The sequence below is a fragment of the Dethiosulfovibrio peptidovorans DSM 11002 genome, assembly GCF_000172975.1.
GTDB lineage: Bacteria > Synergistota > Synergistia > Synergistales > Dethiosulfovibrionaceae > Dethiosulfovibrio > Dethiosulfovibrio peptidovorans.
The window spans coordinates 2,091,031-2,109,941 of the sequence record NZ_ABTR02000001.1 but is presented as its reverse complement, the minus strand read 5'-3'; the positions used below and the strand labels follow the sequence as shown (position 1 = coordinate 2,109,941).

19 protein-coding genes are annotated in these 18,911 nt (G+C 56.0%); 1 reads left to right on the top strand and 18 read right to left on the bottom strand.

The genetic code is table 11. The features are described from left to right. Positions 1–18: 18 nt before the first annotated feature. The 15 genes from DPEP_RS10165 to DPEP_RS10100 all read right to left on the bottom strand — a co-directional run bounded on the left by DPEP_RS10165 (position 19) and on the right by DPEP_RS10100 (position 13,536). Entirely contained in the window at positions 19–966 is a 948-nt protein-coding gene (locus DPEP_RS10165) for an L-threonine 3-dehydrogenase (protein WP_005660857.1), read from the bottom strand. A gap of 130 nt (positions 967–1,096) precedes the next feature. Further along, a complete protein-coding gene (locus tag DPEP_RS10160; RefSeq protein ID WP_005661845.1) occupies positions 1,097–1,546 on the bottom strand; it encodes a hydrogenase maturation protease in 450 nt (149 codons plus the stop codon). Then, positions 1,547–2,977, bottom strand: a complete 1,431-nt coding sequence (locus DPEP_RS10155) for a Ni/Fe hydrogenase subunit alpha (protein WP_005661842.1) — start codon at positions 2,975–2,977, stop codon at positions 1,547–1,549. Between the two features lie 13 nt (positions 2,978–2,990). Continuing rightward, on the bottom strand, positions 2,991–3,530 hold the full coding sequence (locus tag DPEP_RS10150) for an NADH-quinone oxidoreductase subunit B family protein (RefSeq protein ID WP_005661840.1): 540 nt from the start codon (positions 3,528–3,530) through the stop codon (positions 2,991–2,993). Between the two features lie 12 nt (positions 3,531–3,542). Next, positions 3,543–5,558: a molybdopterin-dependent oxidoreductase gene (locus tag DPEP_RS10145; protein WP_005661838.1), complete on the bottom strand. Its 2,016-nt coding sequence runs from the start codon at positions 5,556–5,558 to the stop codon at positions 3,543–3,545. Between the two features lie 19 nt (positions 5,559–5,577). Next, entirely contained in the window at positions 5,578–7,362 is a 1,785-nt protein-coding gene (gene nuoF / locus DPEP_RS10140) for an NADH-quinone oxidoreductase subunit NuoF (protein ID WP_005661836.1), read from the bottom strand. 12 nt (positions 7,363–7,374) lie between these two features. Continuing rightward, positions 7,375–7,749 (bottom strand): (2Fe-2S) ferredoxin domain-containing protein, encoded by a 375-nt coding sequence (locus DPEP_RS10135; RefSeq protein WP_005661834.1) that lies wholly within the window; start codon positions 7,747–7,749, stop codon positions 7,375–7,377. 18 nt (positions 7,750–7,767) lie between these two features. After that, positions 7,768–8,238 (bottom strand): NADH-quinone oxidoreductase subunit NuoE, encoded by a 471-nt coding sequence (nuoE, locus tag DPEP_RS10130; protein ID WP_005661832.1) that lies wholly within the window; start codon positions 8,236–8,238, stop codon positions 7,768–7,770. A gap of 182 nt (positions 8,239–8,420) precedes the next feature. Beyond that, the gene (locus DPEP_RS10125; protein WP_005661831.1) at positions 8,421–9,197 is read right to left on the bottom strand and encodes a prolipoprotein diacylglyceryl transferase; all 777 of its coding nucleotides are present in this window, start codon (positions 9,195–9,197) and stop codon (positions 8,421–8,423) included. After that, the gene (gene jag, locus DPEP_RS10120) at positions 9,197–9,931 is read right to left on the bottom strand and encodes an RNA-binding cell elongation regulator Jag/EloR (RefSeq protein WP_005661829.1); all 735 of its coding nucleotides are present in this window, start codon (positions 9,929–9,931) and stop codon (positions 9,197–9,199) included. Before jag ends, DPEP_RS10125 begins: the two co-directional genes overlap by 1 nt. 25 nt (positions 9,932–9,956) lie before the next feature. After that, positions 9,957–10,712: a YidC/Oxa1 family membrane protein insertase gene (locus DPEP_RS10115; RefSeq protein ID WP_040382599.1), complete on the bottom strand. Its 756-nt coding sequence runs from the start codon at positions 10,710–10,712 to the stop codon at positions 9,957–9,959. 29 nt (positions 10,713–10,741) lie between these two features. Continuing rightward, the gene (gene yidD / locus DPEP_RS13100; RefSeq protein WP_083797583.1) at positions 10,742–10,996 is read right to left on the bottom strand and encodes a membrane protein insertion efficiency factor YidD; all 255 of its coding nucleotides are present in this window, start codon (positions 10,994–10,996) and stop codon (positions 10,742–10,744) included. Next, on the bottom strand, positions 10,993–11,334 hold the full coding sequence (locus tag DPEP_RS10110; protein ID WP_241760472.1) for a ribonuclease P protein component: 342 nt from the start codon (positions 11,332–11,334) through the stop codon (positions 10,993–10,995). The genes yidD and DPEP_RS10110 overlap by 4 nt, the downstream gene beginning before the upstream one ends. A 40-nt stretch (positions 11,335–11,374) precedes the next feature. Next, positions 11,375–11,509 (bottom strand): 50S ribosomal protein L34, encoded by a 135-nt coding sequence (gene rpmH, locus DPEP_RS10105; protein WP_005661824.1) that lies wholly within the window; start codon positions 11,507–11,509, stop codon positions 11,375–11,377. A 68-nt stretch (positions 11,510–11,577) separates the two neighbouring features. Continuing rightward, entirely contained in the window at positions 11,578–13,536 is a 1,959-nt protein-coding gene (locus DPEP_RS10100; protein ID WP_005661823.1) for an ATP-dependent DNA helicase, read from the bottom strand. 115 nt (positions 13,537–13,651) lie between these two features. Here DPEP_RS10100 and rpsT point away from each other — a divergent pair, with 115 nt between their 5' ends. Continuing rightward, complete coding sequence (gene rpsT / locus DPEP_RS10095; protein ID WP_005661822.1) at positions 13,652–13,927, top strand: 30S ribosomal protein S20; 276 nt, start codon at positions 13,652–13,654, stop codon at positions 13,925–13,927. An 83-nt stretch (positions 13,928–14,010) separates the two neighbouring features. Here the strand turns inward: rpsT and holA are convergent, their stop codons facing one another. The 3 genes from holA to radA all read right to left on the bottom strand — a co-directional run bounded on the left by holA (position 14,011) and on the right by radA (position 18,843). Next, positions 14,011–14,919, bottom strand: a complete 909-nt coding sequence (holA, locus tag DPEP_RS10090; protein ID WP_005661821.1) for a DNA polymerase III subunit delta — start codon at positions 14,917–14,919, stop codon at positions 14,011–14,013. A 3-nt stretch (positions 14,920–14,922) separates the two neighbouring features. Beyond that, a complete protein-coding gene (leuS, locus tag DPEP_RS10085; RefSeq protein WP_005661820.1) occupies positions 14,923–17,430 on the bottom strand; it encodes a leucine--tRNA ligase in 2,508 nt (835 codons plus the stop codon). 66 nt (positions 17,431–17,496) lie between these two features. Beyond that, a complete protein-coding gene (gene radA, locus DPEP_RS10080; RefSeq protein ID WP_005661819.1) occupies positions 17,497–18,843 on the bottom strand; it encodes a DNA repair protein RadA in 1,347 nt (448 codons plus the stop codon). Positions 18,844–18,911 lie beyond the last annotated feature (68 nt).

Sequence of the window (18,911 nt, the reverse complement as noted above, 5' to 3'; positions counted from 1 at the left end):
TCTCTCCTTCCCCTACTTCTAGGATAGTTTGGCCTTCAGTTTCTCAAGCATGTCGACCGTCATGGCCTCCAGGTCGTATTTAGGGTTCCAGTCCCATTCCTCTCTGGCGGCGCTGTCGTCTATGGAGTTGGGCCACGATTCGGCTATGGCCTGACGGGCCGGGTCTACGTCGTAGTTCAGGACGAATCCCGGTACGTGCTTTTCTATGGCCGCCGCAAGTTGGTCCGGCTCGAAGCTCATGGCGGTTATGTTGAAGCAACACCGGTGCTTCAGCCTGGACGGGTCGGCTTCCATGAGCCCCACCACACTATCCAGGGCGTCGGGCATGTACATCATGTCCATGTAGGTCCCCGGGGCTATGAAGCTGGTGTAGCTGCCTTTGCGAATTGCGTCGTAGTAGATGTGGACGGCGTAGTCGGTGGTCCCTCCTCCGGGAAGGGCGTCGTAGGAGATGAGTCCGGGGAAGCGGACTCCCCTGGTGTCCAGGCCGTATTTGCCGTGGTAGTAGTCGCACAGAAGCTCTCCCGATACCTTGGCCACTCCGTAGATGGTGTTGGGCCTCTGGACAGTGTCCTGTGGCGTTTTGTCCTGTGGCGTCCCTGGTCCGAAGGCCGCTATGGAGCTGGGAAAGAAGAAGGAGCAGCTCTCCTGACGGGCGACCTCCAGGGCGTTGTAGAGACCGTTCATGTTGACCGACCAAGCCAGCTGGGGGTTCTTCTCCGCGTTGGCCGAGAGTATGCCGGCCAGGTGAAGCACCGTGTCGGCCCTGTGTCTCTTCACCAGTTCACTCAGCTTGTTTCCGTCAGTCACGTCCAGAAGCTCGAAGGGCCCCTCGCCAAGACGTTCCGTTCCCTCTTCCTTCACGTCCGTTGCCAATACGCAGTCGTTGCCGTATTCCTTCCTGAGACGGCGGATCAGCTCCGTCCCTATCTGTCCCAGTCCTCCGGTTACCACTATTCGTTTCACAGATAAACCCTCCTCAATTAGGTTCGAAAAACGATCTAATCGACAACCCAGTTCATTATATGCATTCCGTGACAACATAACAAGAAAAAAGAGAGAGGGAATATCCCTCTCTCCGAAAAAGCGAACCAAATTAGGCCTGAGCCCACCAATCCTTGAACGCCGCTTCCGCCGAATCGACGAAACCAGCGCATTCCTCGGTTATATCGTCGCTAAAGTCGAAGGAAACTCCGGTCACCGATATCAAAAGGGTCTTCGGCTTCCTATAGCCGAGATCGTCCATAAGGGACAACAACCAACCCGGCCCCATGGAGTGTATGTTCAACCCCTCCAAAGAAGGGTCCGGTAATATCTCATCGAAAGAGAACCCTCCGGGCAGCTCCACCGTGCTCGCATCGACGAAAACCGCCAAGTCCACCGATGTCATGTCGTCGGCCAACTCGGGCAGCAACTGGGCTCCAAGCCATAACTCCGTATCCACTCCCTGATCGCCGAGCCACTCGGCGATCCTCGGAGCCAGGACATGACCTACTCGATCGTCCTGACGAAACTCGTTGCCGTACCCTACAAGGAGAACCTTCATTTAACCCTTTAAGATCTCTCGGATCTCCCTGCCATCTCCGTCCACTATGGAGACCTTCAAAGGCATCTTGCCGACAGCGTGGGTAGAGCAGGAAAGACAGGGATCGTAACAACGTATGACGTGCTCCATCCTGTTGAGGGCACCTTCCTTGACGTCTGCGCCGTGGATAAACTCCTTGGCGACCATCTCGACGCCCTTGTTCATGGCATAATTGTTATGACCGGTGGCCACGATAAGGTTGACCGCCTTGACCGATCCCACCTCGTCCACCTGATAGTGGTGTATGAGAGTTCCTCTGGGAGCCTCTATGACCCCGATGCCCTCCGGCTGAAGTCCTTTGGAGGAAACCCTGAGATCGCTGCCAGTGATGTCTTCGTCCAAAAGCAGCTCTTCCATACGCTCCAGGGCGTAAAGGACCTCCATCAGCCTGGCATAATGGGTATACATGGTGTAGTGAACCATGCCATCCTCTCCGAGCTCTCTGAACCTCTTGAGCTCTTTGGAGGCCTCCGGGGTAGCGAAGTCGTCGCAGGCGTTGACCCTTCCTAGAGGACCGACCCTGTAGCTTCCCTGAGGAAAGCCGAGGGAACGGTAGAAGGGGAATTTCAGATAACTCCAAGGCTCGACGTGCTCTCCTATGTGTTCCAGATACTCCACGTCGGGGAACTCGTCGGTGATCCTCCCTCTGGGGCCGCGAAGACGGATATCGCCATCGAAAAGCTCAAGCTTTCCACCCTTCACCAACCCGAGGTATGAGCTCTTGAGGGTGGCGAACTTCTTGGCTTCCTCTCCGTTATCCTCGAGATATTTCCTTATCAACTCAATGGTGTCCTTTATGGCCTCTTTCTGCTCGGGGAGGCCCTTGAGGAACAGATCCCTTTCCTCTACCTTTATGCTCCTGTTGACCCCTCCGGGAATGCTGTGCCAGGGATGGATTTTCTTGCCACCCAAGGTCTTTATGAGCTCCTGGCCAAACTTCCTCATGAGGATTCCCCTCTTGGCCAGCTCGGGGAAATCCCTTGCAACTCCTCCGACGTGTCTCACCGCAGGATCGGCGTCGAATCCGAACAGCAGATCGGGGCTAGAGAGGTGGAAGAAGCTTAGAGCGTGGGACTGAACTATCTGTCCCATGTGCATCAGCTCCCTGAGCTTGTGGGCCGTGGGGGTTATCGTAACCCCCAGTATGGCGTCGCAGGCCTTGGCGGAGGCCAGATGGTGGCTAACCGGGCATATTCCGCATATCCTGGGAGTTATCACCGGCATCTCCCTGAAATCTCTGCCCTTGCAGAACGCTTCAAAGCCTCTGAACTGGGTAACGTGGAAACGGGTCTCGTCCACGTTACCAGAATCGTCGAGATATACGGTTATCTTGCCGTGCCCCTCTATTCTGGTTATGGGGTTTACGACGATGGTCTTTCTCTCTTTGGGCATGATTCTCCCCTCCTCAATCGTACCGCATCATGTCCACAGGTACCGTGGGGATGCGCCCCTCCAGTATCTCCTGGAAAACGTAAAGTATGGTATCCGCATCGGGAGGACATCCCGGTATATAGACGTCGACCTTAACCTCGTCGTCTATCGGGATAGCCATAGGAAGCAACTTGGGAAGATCTTCCCCGGGAATGACGCCATCGGGGTTTACCGTGCTGAGGGTATCCTTGTACCCCACCTCCAGTGCCTCCTCCGGCTTCATAAAATTCCTCATGGAGTTGATACCACCCATAACCGCGCAATCTCCCCAGGCTATCAGGATATCGCACTTCTCCCTAATATCCCGAGCGATGTGGACCTCTTCATCGTTGCCGAGAGCTCCGGAGATTACCCCCACCGTTACCTTGGGAATCTCCTTTATATCGGTTATAGGACAGGAGGTCAGTTCGACCTTGTCCAGAAGATCGACGATCCTCTCGTCGATATCGAGAAAAGACATATGGCATCCGGCACAGGCCTCGAGCCATACTGTAGCGACCTTTGGTTTCGACATGATCCAGCCCCCCTACAGTTCCACGGTCTTAGCCCTGTCCGGAGCTACCTCGGACAGGAAGACACTCTCGCAGGGCCCGACGGAACAAGACCTGTCGAGGGTCACGCCAAGCCTGTCGGCCAACCCGCTCACGACCTCGTCGACCCCGAGCCTCTCGTCGTCGGGCTTCACTATGACCTCGGCCTTTCTGTTCTCTCCCTCGAGACTGCAGTAATGTCCTCCGACCTCGAACCAAGCCTGTGCCGGCAGGATAACATCGGCCATGTTTACCAGAGGATGCACCATGAAGGGAGTATGAACCACGGTAAAACGACTCTTAGTCATGGCGTCCAGCGTATCCGGATCCTCGTCGACCAATCCGGTCGACGATACGAACAGGACATCCAGATCCCCTTCTCCCAGCCAGGACTCCTGTCCCAACATGGAGTGAAGGGTTCCGAGGCTGTTGCCGCTGGTCATCAGAGGGACCACTGCCAGCCCATCGTCGAAGGTTCCGCCGGAAACTATGGCCACGTTGGTCACAGCGGTGACGGCCTTGGGGAACTTGGCCGCCTTTCTACCGACCACGAAGACCGGTTTTTTCGCACCGGCCAGGAGCTTGACCGCCTCGCACACCGAAGCCGCTTCGAGATCGAAACGTTCGGCCAGTTCCGAGGTATCTATATCCTTGCCGGACTTCACATCGGCCACCATCGCACAGAGACCGCCGAGGAAAGACTCCATATCGGACTCATCTACCCTGAGATCGGAATCGGTCACTCCTGGGAAAGGCGCTCCGTCGCCGGAGACGTTGATCACCGAAGCCCCGTTCTTTATAGCACCGACCCTCACGTAACTAGCCACGACGGGAGCCTCTTCCTGAGGATCGGCACCGACAGTCATTATGACGTCGGACTCGAGAATATTGTGAGCGGCTGTAAATGGGCGAACCTTTTGCATGGCCACTGGCTCCATTCCCTTTAGGAAACCTCTGGAGACGTCGCCGTTGAATACGTCGTATTTACCGAGTTTGAGGCCATACCTGAAAAGAGCCGCATAGCTGGAGAGATCCTCGTTGGAGCTGAGATCGGACACCAGAACACCCATCTTATCCTTGGAGGCACCCTTCATCTTGGTCGCGACCAGATCGAGAGCCTCGTCCCAGGATGCCTCTCTGAAGGACGACCCCTCTCTTATCATGGGAACAGCGACCCTGTCTCGCTCTGTGGACTTGGGAAGCTCCCAGCGCCCCTTGAAACAGAGTTGACCTCCGTCGGGAGACGAGGTCTCGGTTCCCTCGACCCTGGTGACGCTTCCGGTTCTCACGTAGGCTTTGATCTTGCATCCCATCGAACAAAGAGGACACACGCTCTCCACCACATCGTCGCAGTCGTTCCTTCTGCCTCTATAGACGAAGTCCCTTATAGTTATGGCACCGGTGGGACAGACCTGGGCACAGGCGCCGCAGTCTACGCAGCTCTCACTCTGCCCCAGCAAGTGACCGAGATCGGCGACGACGTTGGTGTTCCAACCTCTCTTCTCCAGATCGAGGGTATGGGCGCCGACCTTTTCAGCACAGACCCTGATACAACGAAGGCATAGGATGCACCGGTTATGGTCCATCTGAATGGTCTCTTTGCTGGTATCGTTATGGAAGGGAGCGTACAGGAATGGATAACGGACGCTGTCCATTCCATGCTCTATGGCAAGACGTTGAAGCTCGCAGTCGCCGCTCTGAGAACAGAACATGCAGAAGTGGTTTCTGCCGGCGAACATGAGCTCCAGAATCTCCTTACGGTATGCCTTCAGCTTATCCGTCGCGGTATGGACTACCATCCCATCGTTGGCGGGAGTGGTACAGGACGTGAGAAGCTTTGCGTTCCCCTCCACCTCTACGACGCACATACGACAGGCCCCGATAGGAGAGAGCCCCTCCAGGTAACATAGCGTGGGAATATATATATCGTTGGTCCGGGCAACCTCTAGGATGGTCTGCCCCGCCGACCCGTTACAGATTTTTCCGTCTATGGTCAGGGTAATTTGACTCATCTTTTAGAACCTCCCGGGACTAGAGCTTGAGGATTGCATCGAAGGGGCACTTGTCGTAACAGGTACCGCAACGGACGCAGGCATCCTCGTCTATGACGAACTGGGTCTTCCGATCTCCGTCTATACAGTTGACCGGACAGTTTTTAGCGCAGAGACCGCACTTCTTGCACTTGTCCTGATCTATTCTGTAGCGGATGAGAGCCTGACAGGCCCCGGCGGGACAGCTTCTGTCCTTTATATGGGCCTCGTACTCGTGACGGAAGTAACGCAGAGTCGTCAAAACCGGGTTCGGAGCGGTCTGTCCAAGCCCACACAGCGACATATCCTTTACCATATGGGCCAGCTCCTCGAGCTGAGCGAGATCCTCCATGGTCCCCTCTCCATCGCAAATCTTCTTGAGAAGCAGGAGCATCTGTTTGGTTCCCTCTCTACAGGGAACGCACTTTCCGCAGGACTCCCTCTGGGTAAACTCCAGGAAGAACTTGGCGACGTCGACCATACAGTTATCCTCGTCCATGACGACCATCCCGCCCGATCCCATTATGGCTCCGGCCTTGGCCAGATCCTCGTAGCTGACGGGAAGATCCAGGTGCTCCTCGGTAAGACATCCTCCGGAGGGGCCGCCTATCTGGACCGCCTTGAACTTCTTGTCCCCGAGAATTCCTCCGCCTATGTCGAAGATGATCTCCCGAAGGGTTATACCCATGGGAACCTCGACGAGACCGGTATGCTTAACTTTTCCGGTCAGGGCGAAAACCTTGGTACCCTTGGACTTCTCCGTTCCCATCGAAGCGAACCAGGCGCCACCTCTGCGGATAATGGACGGCACGTTGGCCCAGGTTTCGACGTTGTTTATATTGGTCGGCTTACCCCATAGACCGCTGACAGCCGGGAAAGGAGGCCTAGGCCTCGGCATTCCCCTCCGACCCTCTATCGATCCCATCAGGGCTGTCTCCTCGCCGCAGACGAAGGCTCCCGCACCTTCCTTCACGTGGAGAGAGAAGGAGAAATCGGTTCCCAGGACGTTCTCTCCGAGAAGACCGTACTCCTCCGCCTGATCTATGGCCCTCTTCAGACGTTTTATCGCCAGAGGATACTCGGCACGACAGTAGATATATCCCTCGTCGGCTCCCATAGCATAGGCACCTATCATCATGCCCTCGATGATGGAATGGGGGTCGCCCTCAAGTATGGATCTGTCCATGAAAGCACCGGGGTCTCCCTCGTCGGCGTTGCAGATGACGTATTTCTTCGGCCCCGGCGACTTGGCGCAGAAACTCCACTTGAGACCGGTGGGGAATCCTCCGCCGCCTCTGCCCCTGAGGCCGGATGTCTTCATCTCCTCCACGACGTCCTCGGGGGTCATGGAGGTAAGGACCTTGCCCAGGGCCTCGTAACCGTCCCTTGCTATATATTCCTCTATCTTGTCGGCGTCGATATAGCCGCAGTTACCCAAGGCTACCCTTTCCTGTTTAGAGTAAAAGGGGATCTCGCTGTAGTGGGGAACGTGAACGTCTCCCTCTCCTGTGTATAGAAGACGGTCTACGGTCCTTCCCTTGAGAAGATGCTCCTCTACCAACTCGGGAACATCGTCCTTGGACACCCTGCAGTAAAAGGTCCCCTCGGGATACACCACCACGATGGGTCCCATCTCACACATACCGTGACATCCGGTCTGAACCACCAGTACCTCGTCGTCGAGATTCTGCTTCTTCAGCTCGGATTTAAGGCCATCCATAACCCCATGAGATCCGCTGGACGTACAGCCTGTACCGCCGCATACGAGAACGTGAGCTCTATACATGACAGCCCTCCGTTAATCGTCGACCCTGGCTATGACCAGGTCCTCGACGATACGACCATTGACGACATGCTCCGACACTATTCTGGGAACGTCCTCAGGGGTCACTCTACCGTAGGTGATTCTCCCTTTATTGGGATAAATCACGTCCAAAAGGGGCTCTTCCTGACACATACCGATGCAGCCAGTTGTCTGCACCGAGACGTCCTTAAGCCCTCTTTTCTCTATTTCCTTTAAAACGGCGTCCATAACCTCTCTGGCACCGGCGGCGATACCGCAGGTCCCCATCCCTACTATGACCTTCACGGCATTGCTGGATCTCGCAGCGGTCAGGTCCGAGGCTGACGTCTTTATCCTGCGCAACTCGTCCAGGCTCTTGATCTTAGCCATATTCCCCCACCTCTCAGGCTACTCAAACTTCTCCAGAATTTCCCGCACCTTGCTGGGTTCCAGACGTCCGAAGGTCTGATCGTCGACCATCATGACCGGCGCCAGACCGCAGGCCCCGAGACAGGCCACAGGCTCAATGGTAAACCGCAGATCCTTGGTGGTCTCGTTCTCGTTTATACCGGTTATCTCTTTCACCATGTCGAGGATCTTCTGGCTTCCTCTGACGTGGCATGCCGTTCCTCGGCAGACCCTCACTACATGGCGTCCCCTCGGATTCAGATGAAATTGAGCGTAAAAAGTGGCCACTCCGTAGATCTCCGCCTCCGGAATCTTTAGATCTTTGGAAACCGTCTTCAAGGCCTCCGTTGGAAGATAACCAAACTCTCCCTGGATGCTCTGAAGGATGGGGATCAACCCCCCATGCTTCGACTTCCAGGGAGACACGATCTCACTGGTTCTGGCGATGACTTCTGTCGTGTTGAGCGACATATTCCCCCTCCTCTGAGATTGTTAAAAACTTCTCCATCTAAGAATACTCTCTTTCACCGTGCATCTCAAGAAAGGCCCGTTCCAAAATACAGTATAAAGTATATTCAATAATGCACGCGCAATATTCCCTATATGCTGAATATTGATTCAAAAAAACACCTCCGCGATATCGCGGAGGTGTTTTAACCTTTTTGAGATCTAGAATGAATATACATAACGGAGATCGATCTGAAAAGCCAGAGAAAGCCGGCCAAAGCCACAAAAAAGCCCAACCCCTGCCCAACCTTGAAATCCAATATTCGGTCTCCATCTCTTAGAATATCGACAAAGAAACGTTCGGCACCGTAGAGGATCATCAAGAGGGGCCACAGAATCGCCACAGGGGTCTTTCTATCCCCTGCACCTATCCGCCTCTCGATAGCCCATAAAAGCATGGCTATCGCCAGAGCTCCGAAAGAATAATAAAGCTGGGTAGGATGAACAGGTATGGAAAGCCTGGGAAATTTAACCGCCAGAGGACAGGAGGTAGTAATCCCGTGACAGCACCCGTTCAGGAAGCATCCCCACCTGCCTATGGCGATACAGGCCATGGTAGGAACGCTAGCAGCCTCGGCAAGACGCCAAACATCTATCCCCTTACGCCGACAGAGCCAGATCCCCGTCAATCCGCAAGAAATTGCCGCAGGAATGGAGGACATCCCCCCTTCCCAGATCCGCCATATCCTGGATGGATCCTGAGCGTAGATCGACCAATTGTCGAAATATCCGCCTATCCTGGCTCCGAGAAGCATGGCGATGAAGCTCCATATAAGGACGTGATGAAGATCGTCCGGGTCGACGAAGTAACGTCTTTCCGCTCTGGACCTGGTCCAAAAGAGGGCTATCCACAAACCGGCGGTCCACAGCACGTAATAGCTGTGGACCGGCACGGAACCGATATAAAATAAGACGGGATGCATCAATGCCTCCTGGAGGTTCGTCTTTTTCTGCCCTGCTGAGTGAGGCGGATGGCGACCTTACGATCGGGGTCTACACCTACCGAGTGGGTCTCGACGTCCTTTCTGTCCTTGAGAGCGAGGTGAACGATCCGTCTCTCCCAGCTGGTCATGGGATCCAGATATACGGTGCGTCCGCTTCTGAGAGCATCCTTGGCGGCGGAGTTAGCCAAACGGCTTAGAGAGGACTCCCTTCGTTCTCTGTATCCGTCGCTGTCCAGCCGAATCCTAGGACCTCCCGAACTCTGTCGCACCATGAGATTTGCCAGATATTCCATGGACTTTATCGTATCGCCGTATTTGCCTATAGCGATACCGGCATCCGGACCGGAGAGGTTTATCCTGTCCCGCTCGTTGAGGTCGACCTGGATGTCGAGCCCCATCAGGGAAATCAGCTTTCGAACAATCTCCTCCTTGGAGCTCGGCCCATCCGAAGCTGGATCCCCCTTTACAGGGAGAGTATCCTCGTCCTCCGTCGATGGACCTCCGTCGGAATCGACCTCAGTAACCTCGGGGTCGTCGGCCTCCATTCGAACCTCGACCCTCAGTTTTCTTCCGAAAAGGCCGAAAAAAGCCTTCTCCTCGTCCAAGACCTTCACTATCAATCTATCAGGATCGACTTCCCAGATATCCGATGCCTGTGCGATAGCTTCTTCCTCGGACTTGACGTCCAGAACTATTCTGTAGTCTTCGGTCACCCTTTATTCCTCCCTTCGAGGAAACCTAATCCTCCTTGGACTTCGTCGGGTTATCCTTGTATAGAGTGGGCTTCCCTTCCTGCGAGGTCTTGTGAAGGACCCACCACTGCTGCCCCACTCCTATGAAAGACGAGGCCCCCCAGTAAAGCATGACTCCTCCGGGAAGGCTAAGGCAGATGAATCCCATGAAGACCGGCATGAACCAGTTCATCATAGCCATCTGAGGATTTCCGGTAGAGGACATCCTCTGCTGATACCAGGTCACGAATATGATCAGGCCAAGAAGAAGGAGATTGGGTCCGTACAGACCGAAAGAGGCCAGTCCGGAGGGGTTGGCCATTATCGCCTTGACCACGGTCATAAAGCCGATATTGGTGCCCTCGGCGGCCACGACTCCGAGAGCCTCCGCCATGGTGGTGAGAACGGATCCTTCCAAAGTGATGCCGAGAAAACTGGCTCCTCCGAAATCGGAGTTCATGAGTACCCTGAAGAGAAGTATCAGTATGGGCAATTGCACCAGAAGGGGGAGACACCCCGCCGCAGGGTTAACCTTGTTCTCCTTGTAGAGGGCCATGGTCTCCCTGCTGAGCCCCTCTTTGTCGTCCTTGTACTTCTCCTGAAGCATCTTGATCCGAGGCTGAAGCTTCTGCATCTTCTGCATGCTGACCAGCTGTTTGTGGTTCAGAGGATGAAGTAGCAACCTCACCAACAAAGTCAGAACTATAACCGCAAGGCCCCAGGAACCTACAAAATTGTGGATGGTTGAAAGAAGACCATACATAGCGTTACTAGCTGCTTCCCACAAAACTTTCACTCTCCTCTTGAGTCGGGTCCATCTGTTGTTTTTTCTGGAACCGGATCGTAGCCCCCAGGATGCCAGGGACCGCATTTAACGATTCTACACAAAGTCAGCCAACCACCCCTGATCAAGCCGAAACGCTCTATAGATTCTATGGCATAACGAGAGCAGGTAGGATGAAACCGACAGTTTTTTCCTAGATAGGGGGATATGAACAGCTGATATCCCCTAATAAAACAAACGGCGATTCGAGCCGGAATTTTCACCACGATATTCCAGGCCAATCGGAAGACAAAAAACCCTTGCGCTCCATCAGACGGGATACATCGACATAGACATCTCTGGCGTTGCCGCCGAGCCCTCTGTAAGACAGACTCAGTACGAACCAATATCCCGGACGAACCCAGGGAGCCAGCCTGCGGGCCGCCTCCCGAAGCACCCGTCTCCCACGACTGCGGACACAGGCATTACCCTGTTTTTTGCCCACAACGACTCCGAAGCGGGTCTTTCCGTCGGGGGCTTCGATAAACAACAACCGCACCAGCGCGCCTTTATGCCGACTGCCGGTGCGGAATACGACGTCAAACTCCCATCCCCTCTTCAATCTTAACGAGGGTGGATACTTGAACTCCAAGGCCCCGGTGTTAAACGGCCAAGCGCTTCCGACCTTTGGCACGACGGTTAGCGAGGATCCTGCGGCCGCTGGGGGAACTGGAACGGGCGAGAAAACCCATCTTTCTCTTTCTAGGTCTATTGTGGGGCTGAAACGTCTGCTTCATGGTTACACCTCCTGCCATCTAGTGAAGACAAAAATCCCTATAGAATCAAAACCAGCTTGGACAATATATCACACTCCACCTGTAGTATCAACAGATCTGTCGACCACTCTTATCTTTCTTATCGGCACATCCGGAAGGCTGTCCAAGACCCTCCAGTTCCTGCGGGATAAAAGCCTTCCGTCCAAAACGGCGACCCTTCCTCTATCTCCGTAAGAGCGTATCAACCTCCCCACCGCCTGTCTGAGGTGCATTTTAGCGTTGGGAAGGACCGATTTTACGAAGCTGGAGGGCCCCTCCAGATCCCGTCTCGCCCTCTGGATAGGATCGTCCGGATGGGGAAAGGGAATACGATCGATTATCACCTGGGTCAGAGAATCTCCCGGAACGTCCACCCCCTCTCGGAACGAAACAGTGCCCACCAGAACGGAGCTTTCGTCCTCCCTAAAACGACGTAGAAGCTCCACCTTGGGAAGGTCTCCCTGAATCAACACGTTGTAGCCGTCTCCGCTGCAACGCCTGAGGTAACCTCCCACCCTCTTGAGCAGCCTGGTGGAGCTCAAGAGCACCAAGGACGCCCCCCCGTTTTCCTTGCAGAGCTTTCTGACCACCCTGCATACCCGATCGTCGTATTTTTCGTCGGTAACGGCTATCCCCAGATCGACCACCAAAAGCTCCATCTGCTCCGACAGGGGGAAGGGAGAGTCCAGCAGCAGAGCTTCGTCCGGCTCGAGGCCGGTCTCCCTGCTCCAATAGTCGAAACGCCCGTCCACAGCCATGGTGGCGGAAACAGCCACCATATAGGGAGGATCGTCCCCTCCGAAAGCCCTGGGCAGGATATCGCCGCACTTGCTCGGAGCGCTCGACAGGGCGCCGTCCTCCTTCCAGTAAGTCCAATCGGGATAGTCCGAAACGTCCAGACACCACCGAAAGGCCTGCCCCATCTCGTCCAGTACCTGTACCCAGGCGAGATACTCCGCTCCGTCCCTGGCCATCTCCTCGCCGGAGGGCCCCAGATCATCCAGATAGGAGGAAAAACGACGACCGGTTGCTATAACGGGAGCCGCCAGGTCCAGGACGTCGAGTCCCTCCCTGACCAACTCCTCCGGAGGCTCGATAAAAAGGCCGTTTTTTATCCCGGAGGAATCGAGCCTCTCGAAAAACAGCCTTACCGCCCGATTCAAGGACTTCACATCGTCCAGCGTCTTCTGCTGATCGTAGCCCACCGTCTTCGCTCCCAGTTCGTTCAATCCGGGAGACGGAACCCTTCTGAGATGTCTGATCCAGTCGTCCATCCTGGTGCTTACGGCCGAGACCGAGGATGCCGCCTCAGGCATCCTATGGGCCTCGTCGCAGAGCACCAGACGGGCCGGAACCGGAAAAGCCCCTCCCCTTCCTAAAGCGTAGGAAAAATAAAGGTGATAGTTCGCGACCACCACCGTCCATCTAGAAGCGTTCCGAAGAGCCCTCTGAACGAAACAACGATCCCTGTAGGGACACCGAGCCCCCAGACACCCTCTAAAACTGCCGGATATCCGCTCCACCGCGGGATGCCCCGGCGGCAGAGGAACCTCGGACAGATCCCCTTCCTCGGTCAGAGCCAGCCACTCCAGTATCACACCGGAAGCCTCTCCCTTATCGTTGAAGGAAAGCAACCCCTCGTCCCCTAGCTCCGACGCCTTTCTCATGCAGGCGTAGTTGCTCCTTCCCTTCAGAAGACCGAAGGGAACGTCCAAACCCAACACCTCCGAAAGGGTCGGAAGGTCCTTGTTTATAAGCTGTTCCTGAAGGGTTATGCTCGAGGTCAACACCAAAACCGTGTTTCCCGTAGTCTTGGCCCAGGTTACGGCCGGAGCCAATAAGGCAAAAGTCTTGCCCACCCCGGGAGGAGCTTCGGCGGCCAAAATTCGACCGGAATTCCCCTCCAGCAGGCCCAACACCGCCTGAGAAAGCCTCTCCTGTTGAGGACGATATTCGAATCCGGAGAGGTTGTTGCAGAAAAGCCCATCTGGGCCGAATAAATCGGTCATGCAATCACCGTCGTTTTCTGATACAATCTTGTCTTGCGCCCGAAAGTAGCCTATGGCTCAATGTTCGACGAGCGTGTATAATACACCATGATTTTACCAAGGAGGTGAGTCGAGGATGCCCAACAAACAGTCCGCCAGGAGACGGGTCCGTACGTCCGAGAGAAACCGTCTTTACAACCGTTACTGGAAAAGCCGGTGCAAGACCGCGGTAAAAAGAGTGCTCGAGTCCGTCAGCGCCGGTGACGTGGAGCTGGCCGCAAAGAGGCTCGACATGGCTCAGTCCGTTCTGGACAAGGCCGTCGTCAAGGGCGTGGTTCACAAAAACACCGCAGCCCGCCGCAAAGCGCGGTTGGCAGCCAAGGTCAAGACTTTGGCCACGGCAAAGGCGTAGCAAAACCACCGAAATCCTCGACGAGAGGACCCTACCGAGAGGTTGCGAATTCGCATCCTCTCTTTTTTTATGCCTCCATAACCTCACATGGACTGAAGCACCAATCTCTCAAATCCGGCCCAGCCCTCTCCCGCTCCGGTACGTTCCGCCATGGAAAGTGAGATAACCCCGGCCAGAAGGTCCTTCAGCTCCTGAGGGTCGTACCTGCCCGCAGCATCCCTCGCCTGTCTAGCCTGATATTTGGTCATGCCGAAAGCCTTCTCCACGGAATCGCCCCCGCCTGTCAGTGACAGATAGGCGGCGAAACGAACCCTTTTGTGCAGGGCAGCCATGGTGGGAATAACATCCCCGGTCTCCCTGAGCTCCAAGAAACCCTGAAGACACTTTCCCGCCTTCCTGGCGCAGAAACCGTCCAATAGGCGGAGCATACCCTTGGCCTCCTGGTTCAGTACCAGCTTCTCGACCATATCGCAGTCCACCGTTTCACCGTCGGCGAAATTCCCCAAGGTGGACAGGACGGACAGAAGCTCCTCCGGCTCCTCCACCCATTCGACCATCAGAGAGGCTGCATCGTAATTTAAGTCTATCCTGAGGGACCGTGCCCGACCCAGAAGCCACTTGGTCCTTTGAGAGGGCCAAAAGGGAACCTGCTCGGCCTCCTTGACGGTGGAGGAAGCGATCGCATCTTTGGGAAAAAACTTCTTATATCCACCGCCGTAGAGGAGTATAAACCTGTAATCGGCATCGCAGCCCTCCAAGGAGGGTATCAAAGAATCGGGAAACTTCCCCATTGCCTCGGCCTTCTCTATCACCCGGGCGGAGCGAGAGGAGAACAGACCGGCGGTCATGGCGTCGGCGAAAAGGCCGTTCCAGTCCATCTCCTCCGACGAGCCCAGGACGTCGTAGCCGTCTGATCTCGCCTTTTCCACCGCCTCCACCAGAAGACGCCGCTGAGAGGACTCAGCGGCGCTTACTATCACAAGATGGGGCACCGTCTACTTCACCACCACGTTGACCAGTCGACCTGGCACTACTATGACCTTCACGACCGACTTACCCTCGATCCGGCCGACTATTCCAGGATGTTCCATGGCGGCCTTTCTCAACTCGTCCTCGGACACATCGGAGGACACCTGTATCTTCTCCCGGACCTTTCCGTTTACCTGAATCGCCACGGTTATCTCCGGCTCCTTGACCAGCTCGGGATCGTAGGACGGCCACGGCTGAAGGGAGGCACAGGGCTTATGGCCGAGACGCTCCCATAGCTCCTCCGCCATATGGGGAGCGTAGGGACATAGACACAGAACGAAGGGCTCCATTAGGGATCTATAGGCCGCTTCTGCCTTGAAACACTCGTTCACGAACACCATCATCTGAGCTATGGCGGTGTTGAAATTCAGAGAGTCGGTATCGGAGGACACCTTGGCTATGGTCTGATGGAGAACCCTGGTAAGCTCCACAGGAGGCTCGTCGTCCACCAAAGGCCTGTCCATCAGCCTCCACAATCTGTCGAGGAAACGGTGAACCCCTATGAGTCCCTGGGTGGACCAGGGTTTGGACATCTGAAGGGGCCCCATGAACATCTCGTACATCCTCATGGAATCGGCTCCGTAGTTCTCTATTATGTCGTCCGGATTGATGACGTTCTTCAGGGACTTGGACATCTTGGCCACGACCCTCTCGAGTGGCTCGCCGGTATCCTTCTCCACGAAAGTGTCCGGACCGGTCTCCTCGACCTCGTCGGTCGGCACCAGAGACTTGTCCTTTCTCTGATAGGCGAAGGAGGTTATCATCCCCTGGTTGACCAGCCTCTGGAAAGGCTCATCGGTGTTAACCACCCCGAGATCGAAGAGAACCTTGTGCCAGAAGCGAGCGTAGAGCAGATGGAGAACAGCGTGCTCCGCTCCTCCGACATAGAGGTCCACCGGCATCCAGTAATCCACCTTGTCCCGCCCCACGAACTCGGACTCGTTGTCCGGGTCGAGATAGCGAAGGTAATACCAGCAGGAGCCGGCCCACTGGGGCATGGTGTTGGTCTCCCTCTTGGCAGGCCCTCCGCAGCAGGGACAGGTCGTGTTCACCCAGGAGTCTATAGCGGCCAGAGGAGACTCGCCAGTCCCGGTAGGAGCGTAGCTCTCCACCTCGGGAAGCACCAGAGGCAGCTGATCCTCCGGCACCGGCACAACCCCGCACTTCTCGCAGTGAACCAGGGGAATGGGCTCTCCCCAGTAACGCTGTCTGGAGAAGACCCAGTCTCTCAGCTTATAGTTCGTCGTCTTCTCGCCGCGCCCCTTATCCTCAAGCCAGGATATCATGGACGAGATGGCCTCTTCCTTGCCCATGCCGTCCAGGAAATCGGAGTTTACGTGCAGTCCGTCCCCGGTGTAGGCCTCGACGGAGACATCCCCTCCCTGAAGCACCTCGACTATAGGCAGGTCGAACTTGACGGCGAACTCCCAGTCCCTCTGATCGTGGGCGGGAACGGCCATTATGGCCCCGGTGCCGTAGGAGATGAGGATATAGTCCGATATCCACACGGGGATCTTCTTGCCGTTCACCGGGTTTATGGCGTACCCTCCGGTGAAGACGCCGGTTTTGTCCTTGCTGAGCTCGGTACGCTCAAGATCGGACTTCAGGGAGGCCTGACGGATGTAGTCCTCCACCGCACCTCTATGTTCTTCGGTGGTTATCTCTGCCACCAAAGGATGCTCCGGAGCCAACACCATATAGGTAGCACCGAAAAGCGTGTCGGGCCTGGTCGTGTAGACTACCAGCTCGCCCTTTCCGTCCTCCAGAGGGAAAGATACATTGGCGCCGGTGCTCTTTCCGATCCAGTTTCTCTGCATGGCCTTGATGGCCTCGGGCCACTCCACCTTGTCGATATCCTGGAGAAGCCTCTCTGCATAGGCTGTTATCCTGAGGATCCACTGCCTCAGGTTTCGCCTCTCAACCTGGGCTCCGCATCTCTCGCATCGCCCCTCCTTTACCTCCTCGTTGGCGAGGCCGGTCTGACAGGAGGGACACCAGTTGATCGGGGTCTCAGCCTCGTAGGCCAGCCCCTTTTCGAAAAGTTTCAGGAATATCCACTGAGTCCAGCGGTAGTAATCCGACTTGTGGGTGGAGACCTCCCTGTCCCAGTCGTAGGAGAATCCCAACGACTTTATCTGCTCTCTGAAACGCTCTATGTTCCTCTCGGTCGTCACGACCGGGTGGGTTCCGGTCTTTATGGCGTAGTTCTCCGCCGGAAGGCCGAAAGAATCGAATCCCATGGGATGCAAAACGGCGTAGCCCTTCATCCTCAGGAAACGACAGTATATATCCGTGGCTGTGTAGCCCTCGGGATGGCCGACGTGTAGCCCCGCCCCGGAGGGATAGGGAAACATATCCAGTACATAACGACGCTTATCCCGGGGAATCGCGGGGTCCTCCTCGGCCTTGAAGGTCTTGTTCTCCTCCCAATAGGCCTGCCATTTGCTCTCGATGGATCGAAAATCGTAATCCATAGCCAGTTCGTCCTCCTCCAGGTTCTATCTGAACTCGCCGATTATACCTACAAAATCGACTTATCGCTAGTTCAGCCCTAATCGGGCCATGGCCTCAGCCAGAGACCTGACCGCCATCACATCCATCCCCCTAGGGGCTTCCTCCTTCTCCCTGGCGCTGACCACGGCGCTTCTGAATCCCAACCGGGCAGCCTCCCTTAGCCTCTGTCCGGTCCGGCCGACCGGCCTTATCTCGCCTACCAGACCGACCTCTCCCAAGAGACAGCAGTCCGACGGAAGAGCCCTGTCCATGGCGGAAGACGCCAAAGAGAGAGCCAGGGCCAGATCGGCCCCGGGATCCCTAAGGTCCATCCCTCCCGCCACGTTTACGTAGACGTCCAATCCGGAGGAAGTTAAACCGCATCTTTTCTGAAGCACCGCCAGCAGCAAATGGAGCTTGTTAACCGAAGTACCCCTGGCGGTCCGTCTGGGATAGGCGAAACTGGTCGATGCGGCAAGAGCCTGAACCTCTGCGACCAAGGCTCGGCTTCCCTCCATCACCACGGTGAGAGCCACTCCCGGAACCGACTGATCACCTCTATCCCAATAAAGGCCGCTGGGATCGTCGACCGGGTTCAACCCCCTCTCGCCCATCTGGAAGAGTCCGACCTCGTCTGTCCCTCCGTATCTGTTCTTGGTGGCCCTCAAGGTCCTGTAGGGAGACCCGTCGTCTCCCGAGAATAAAAGGACCGTATCCACCATATGCTCCAGCAACATGGGCCCGGCTATGCGGCCCTCCTTGGTTATATGGCCGACCAGCACCATCGGAATCCCCTTGGACTTGGCCGTGTCTATACACCTCTGAGCCGTGGCCCTGACCTGGCTCGGAGTGCCGGGCCAGCCTCCCTCTCCGGGATCCTTCATGGCCTGAACGCTGTCTATCACCACTAGACCGTGATCGTTCAGGGACCCCAGAGCCATCTCTACGTCGGCTATGCAAAGCAGCTCCAGTCCCTCCGAGTCGGCCCCCAGCCTGGATGCCCTCAAAGCCACCTGGGAAGCGGACTCCTCCCCCGAGACGTACAGCACCTTGGAGCCCGATCTGGCCAGGTTCCCGCAGACCTGCAACAACAAAGTGGACTTCCCGATACCGGGCTGTCCACCGAGGAGGACGACTCCGCCCTCGACCCAGCCTCCTCCCATAACCCGGTCCAGCTCCCCTATCCCCGAGGGCAGCCGCTTCGGGGGCTTCAGCCCCAGTATGGACCGGGGAGAAAGGGGGGACGATCCGCTCTTTCTGCCCTCAGTCGAGACCGACAGAACCTCGGCCTCAACGGTCCCCCACTCTCCGCAGCCGGGACAGCGTCCCATGGGAGACAGGCTGACGTAGCCGCACTCGGAACAGACGTATCTTACCTCGTTCTTCTTCGCCATAAGAAACAGCCTCCGTTTCGACCTTCACCGGATCATTGTACCGTCACAGGCCTGTCCTGACCACTTTA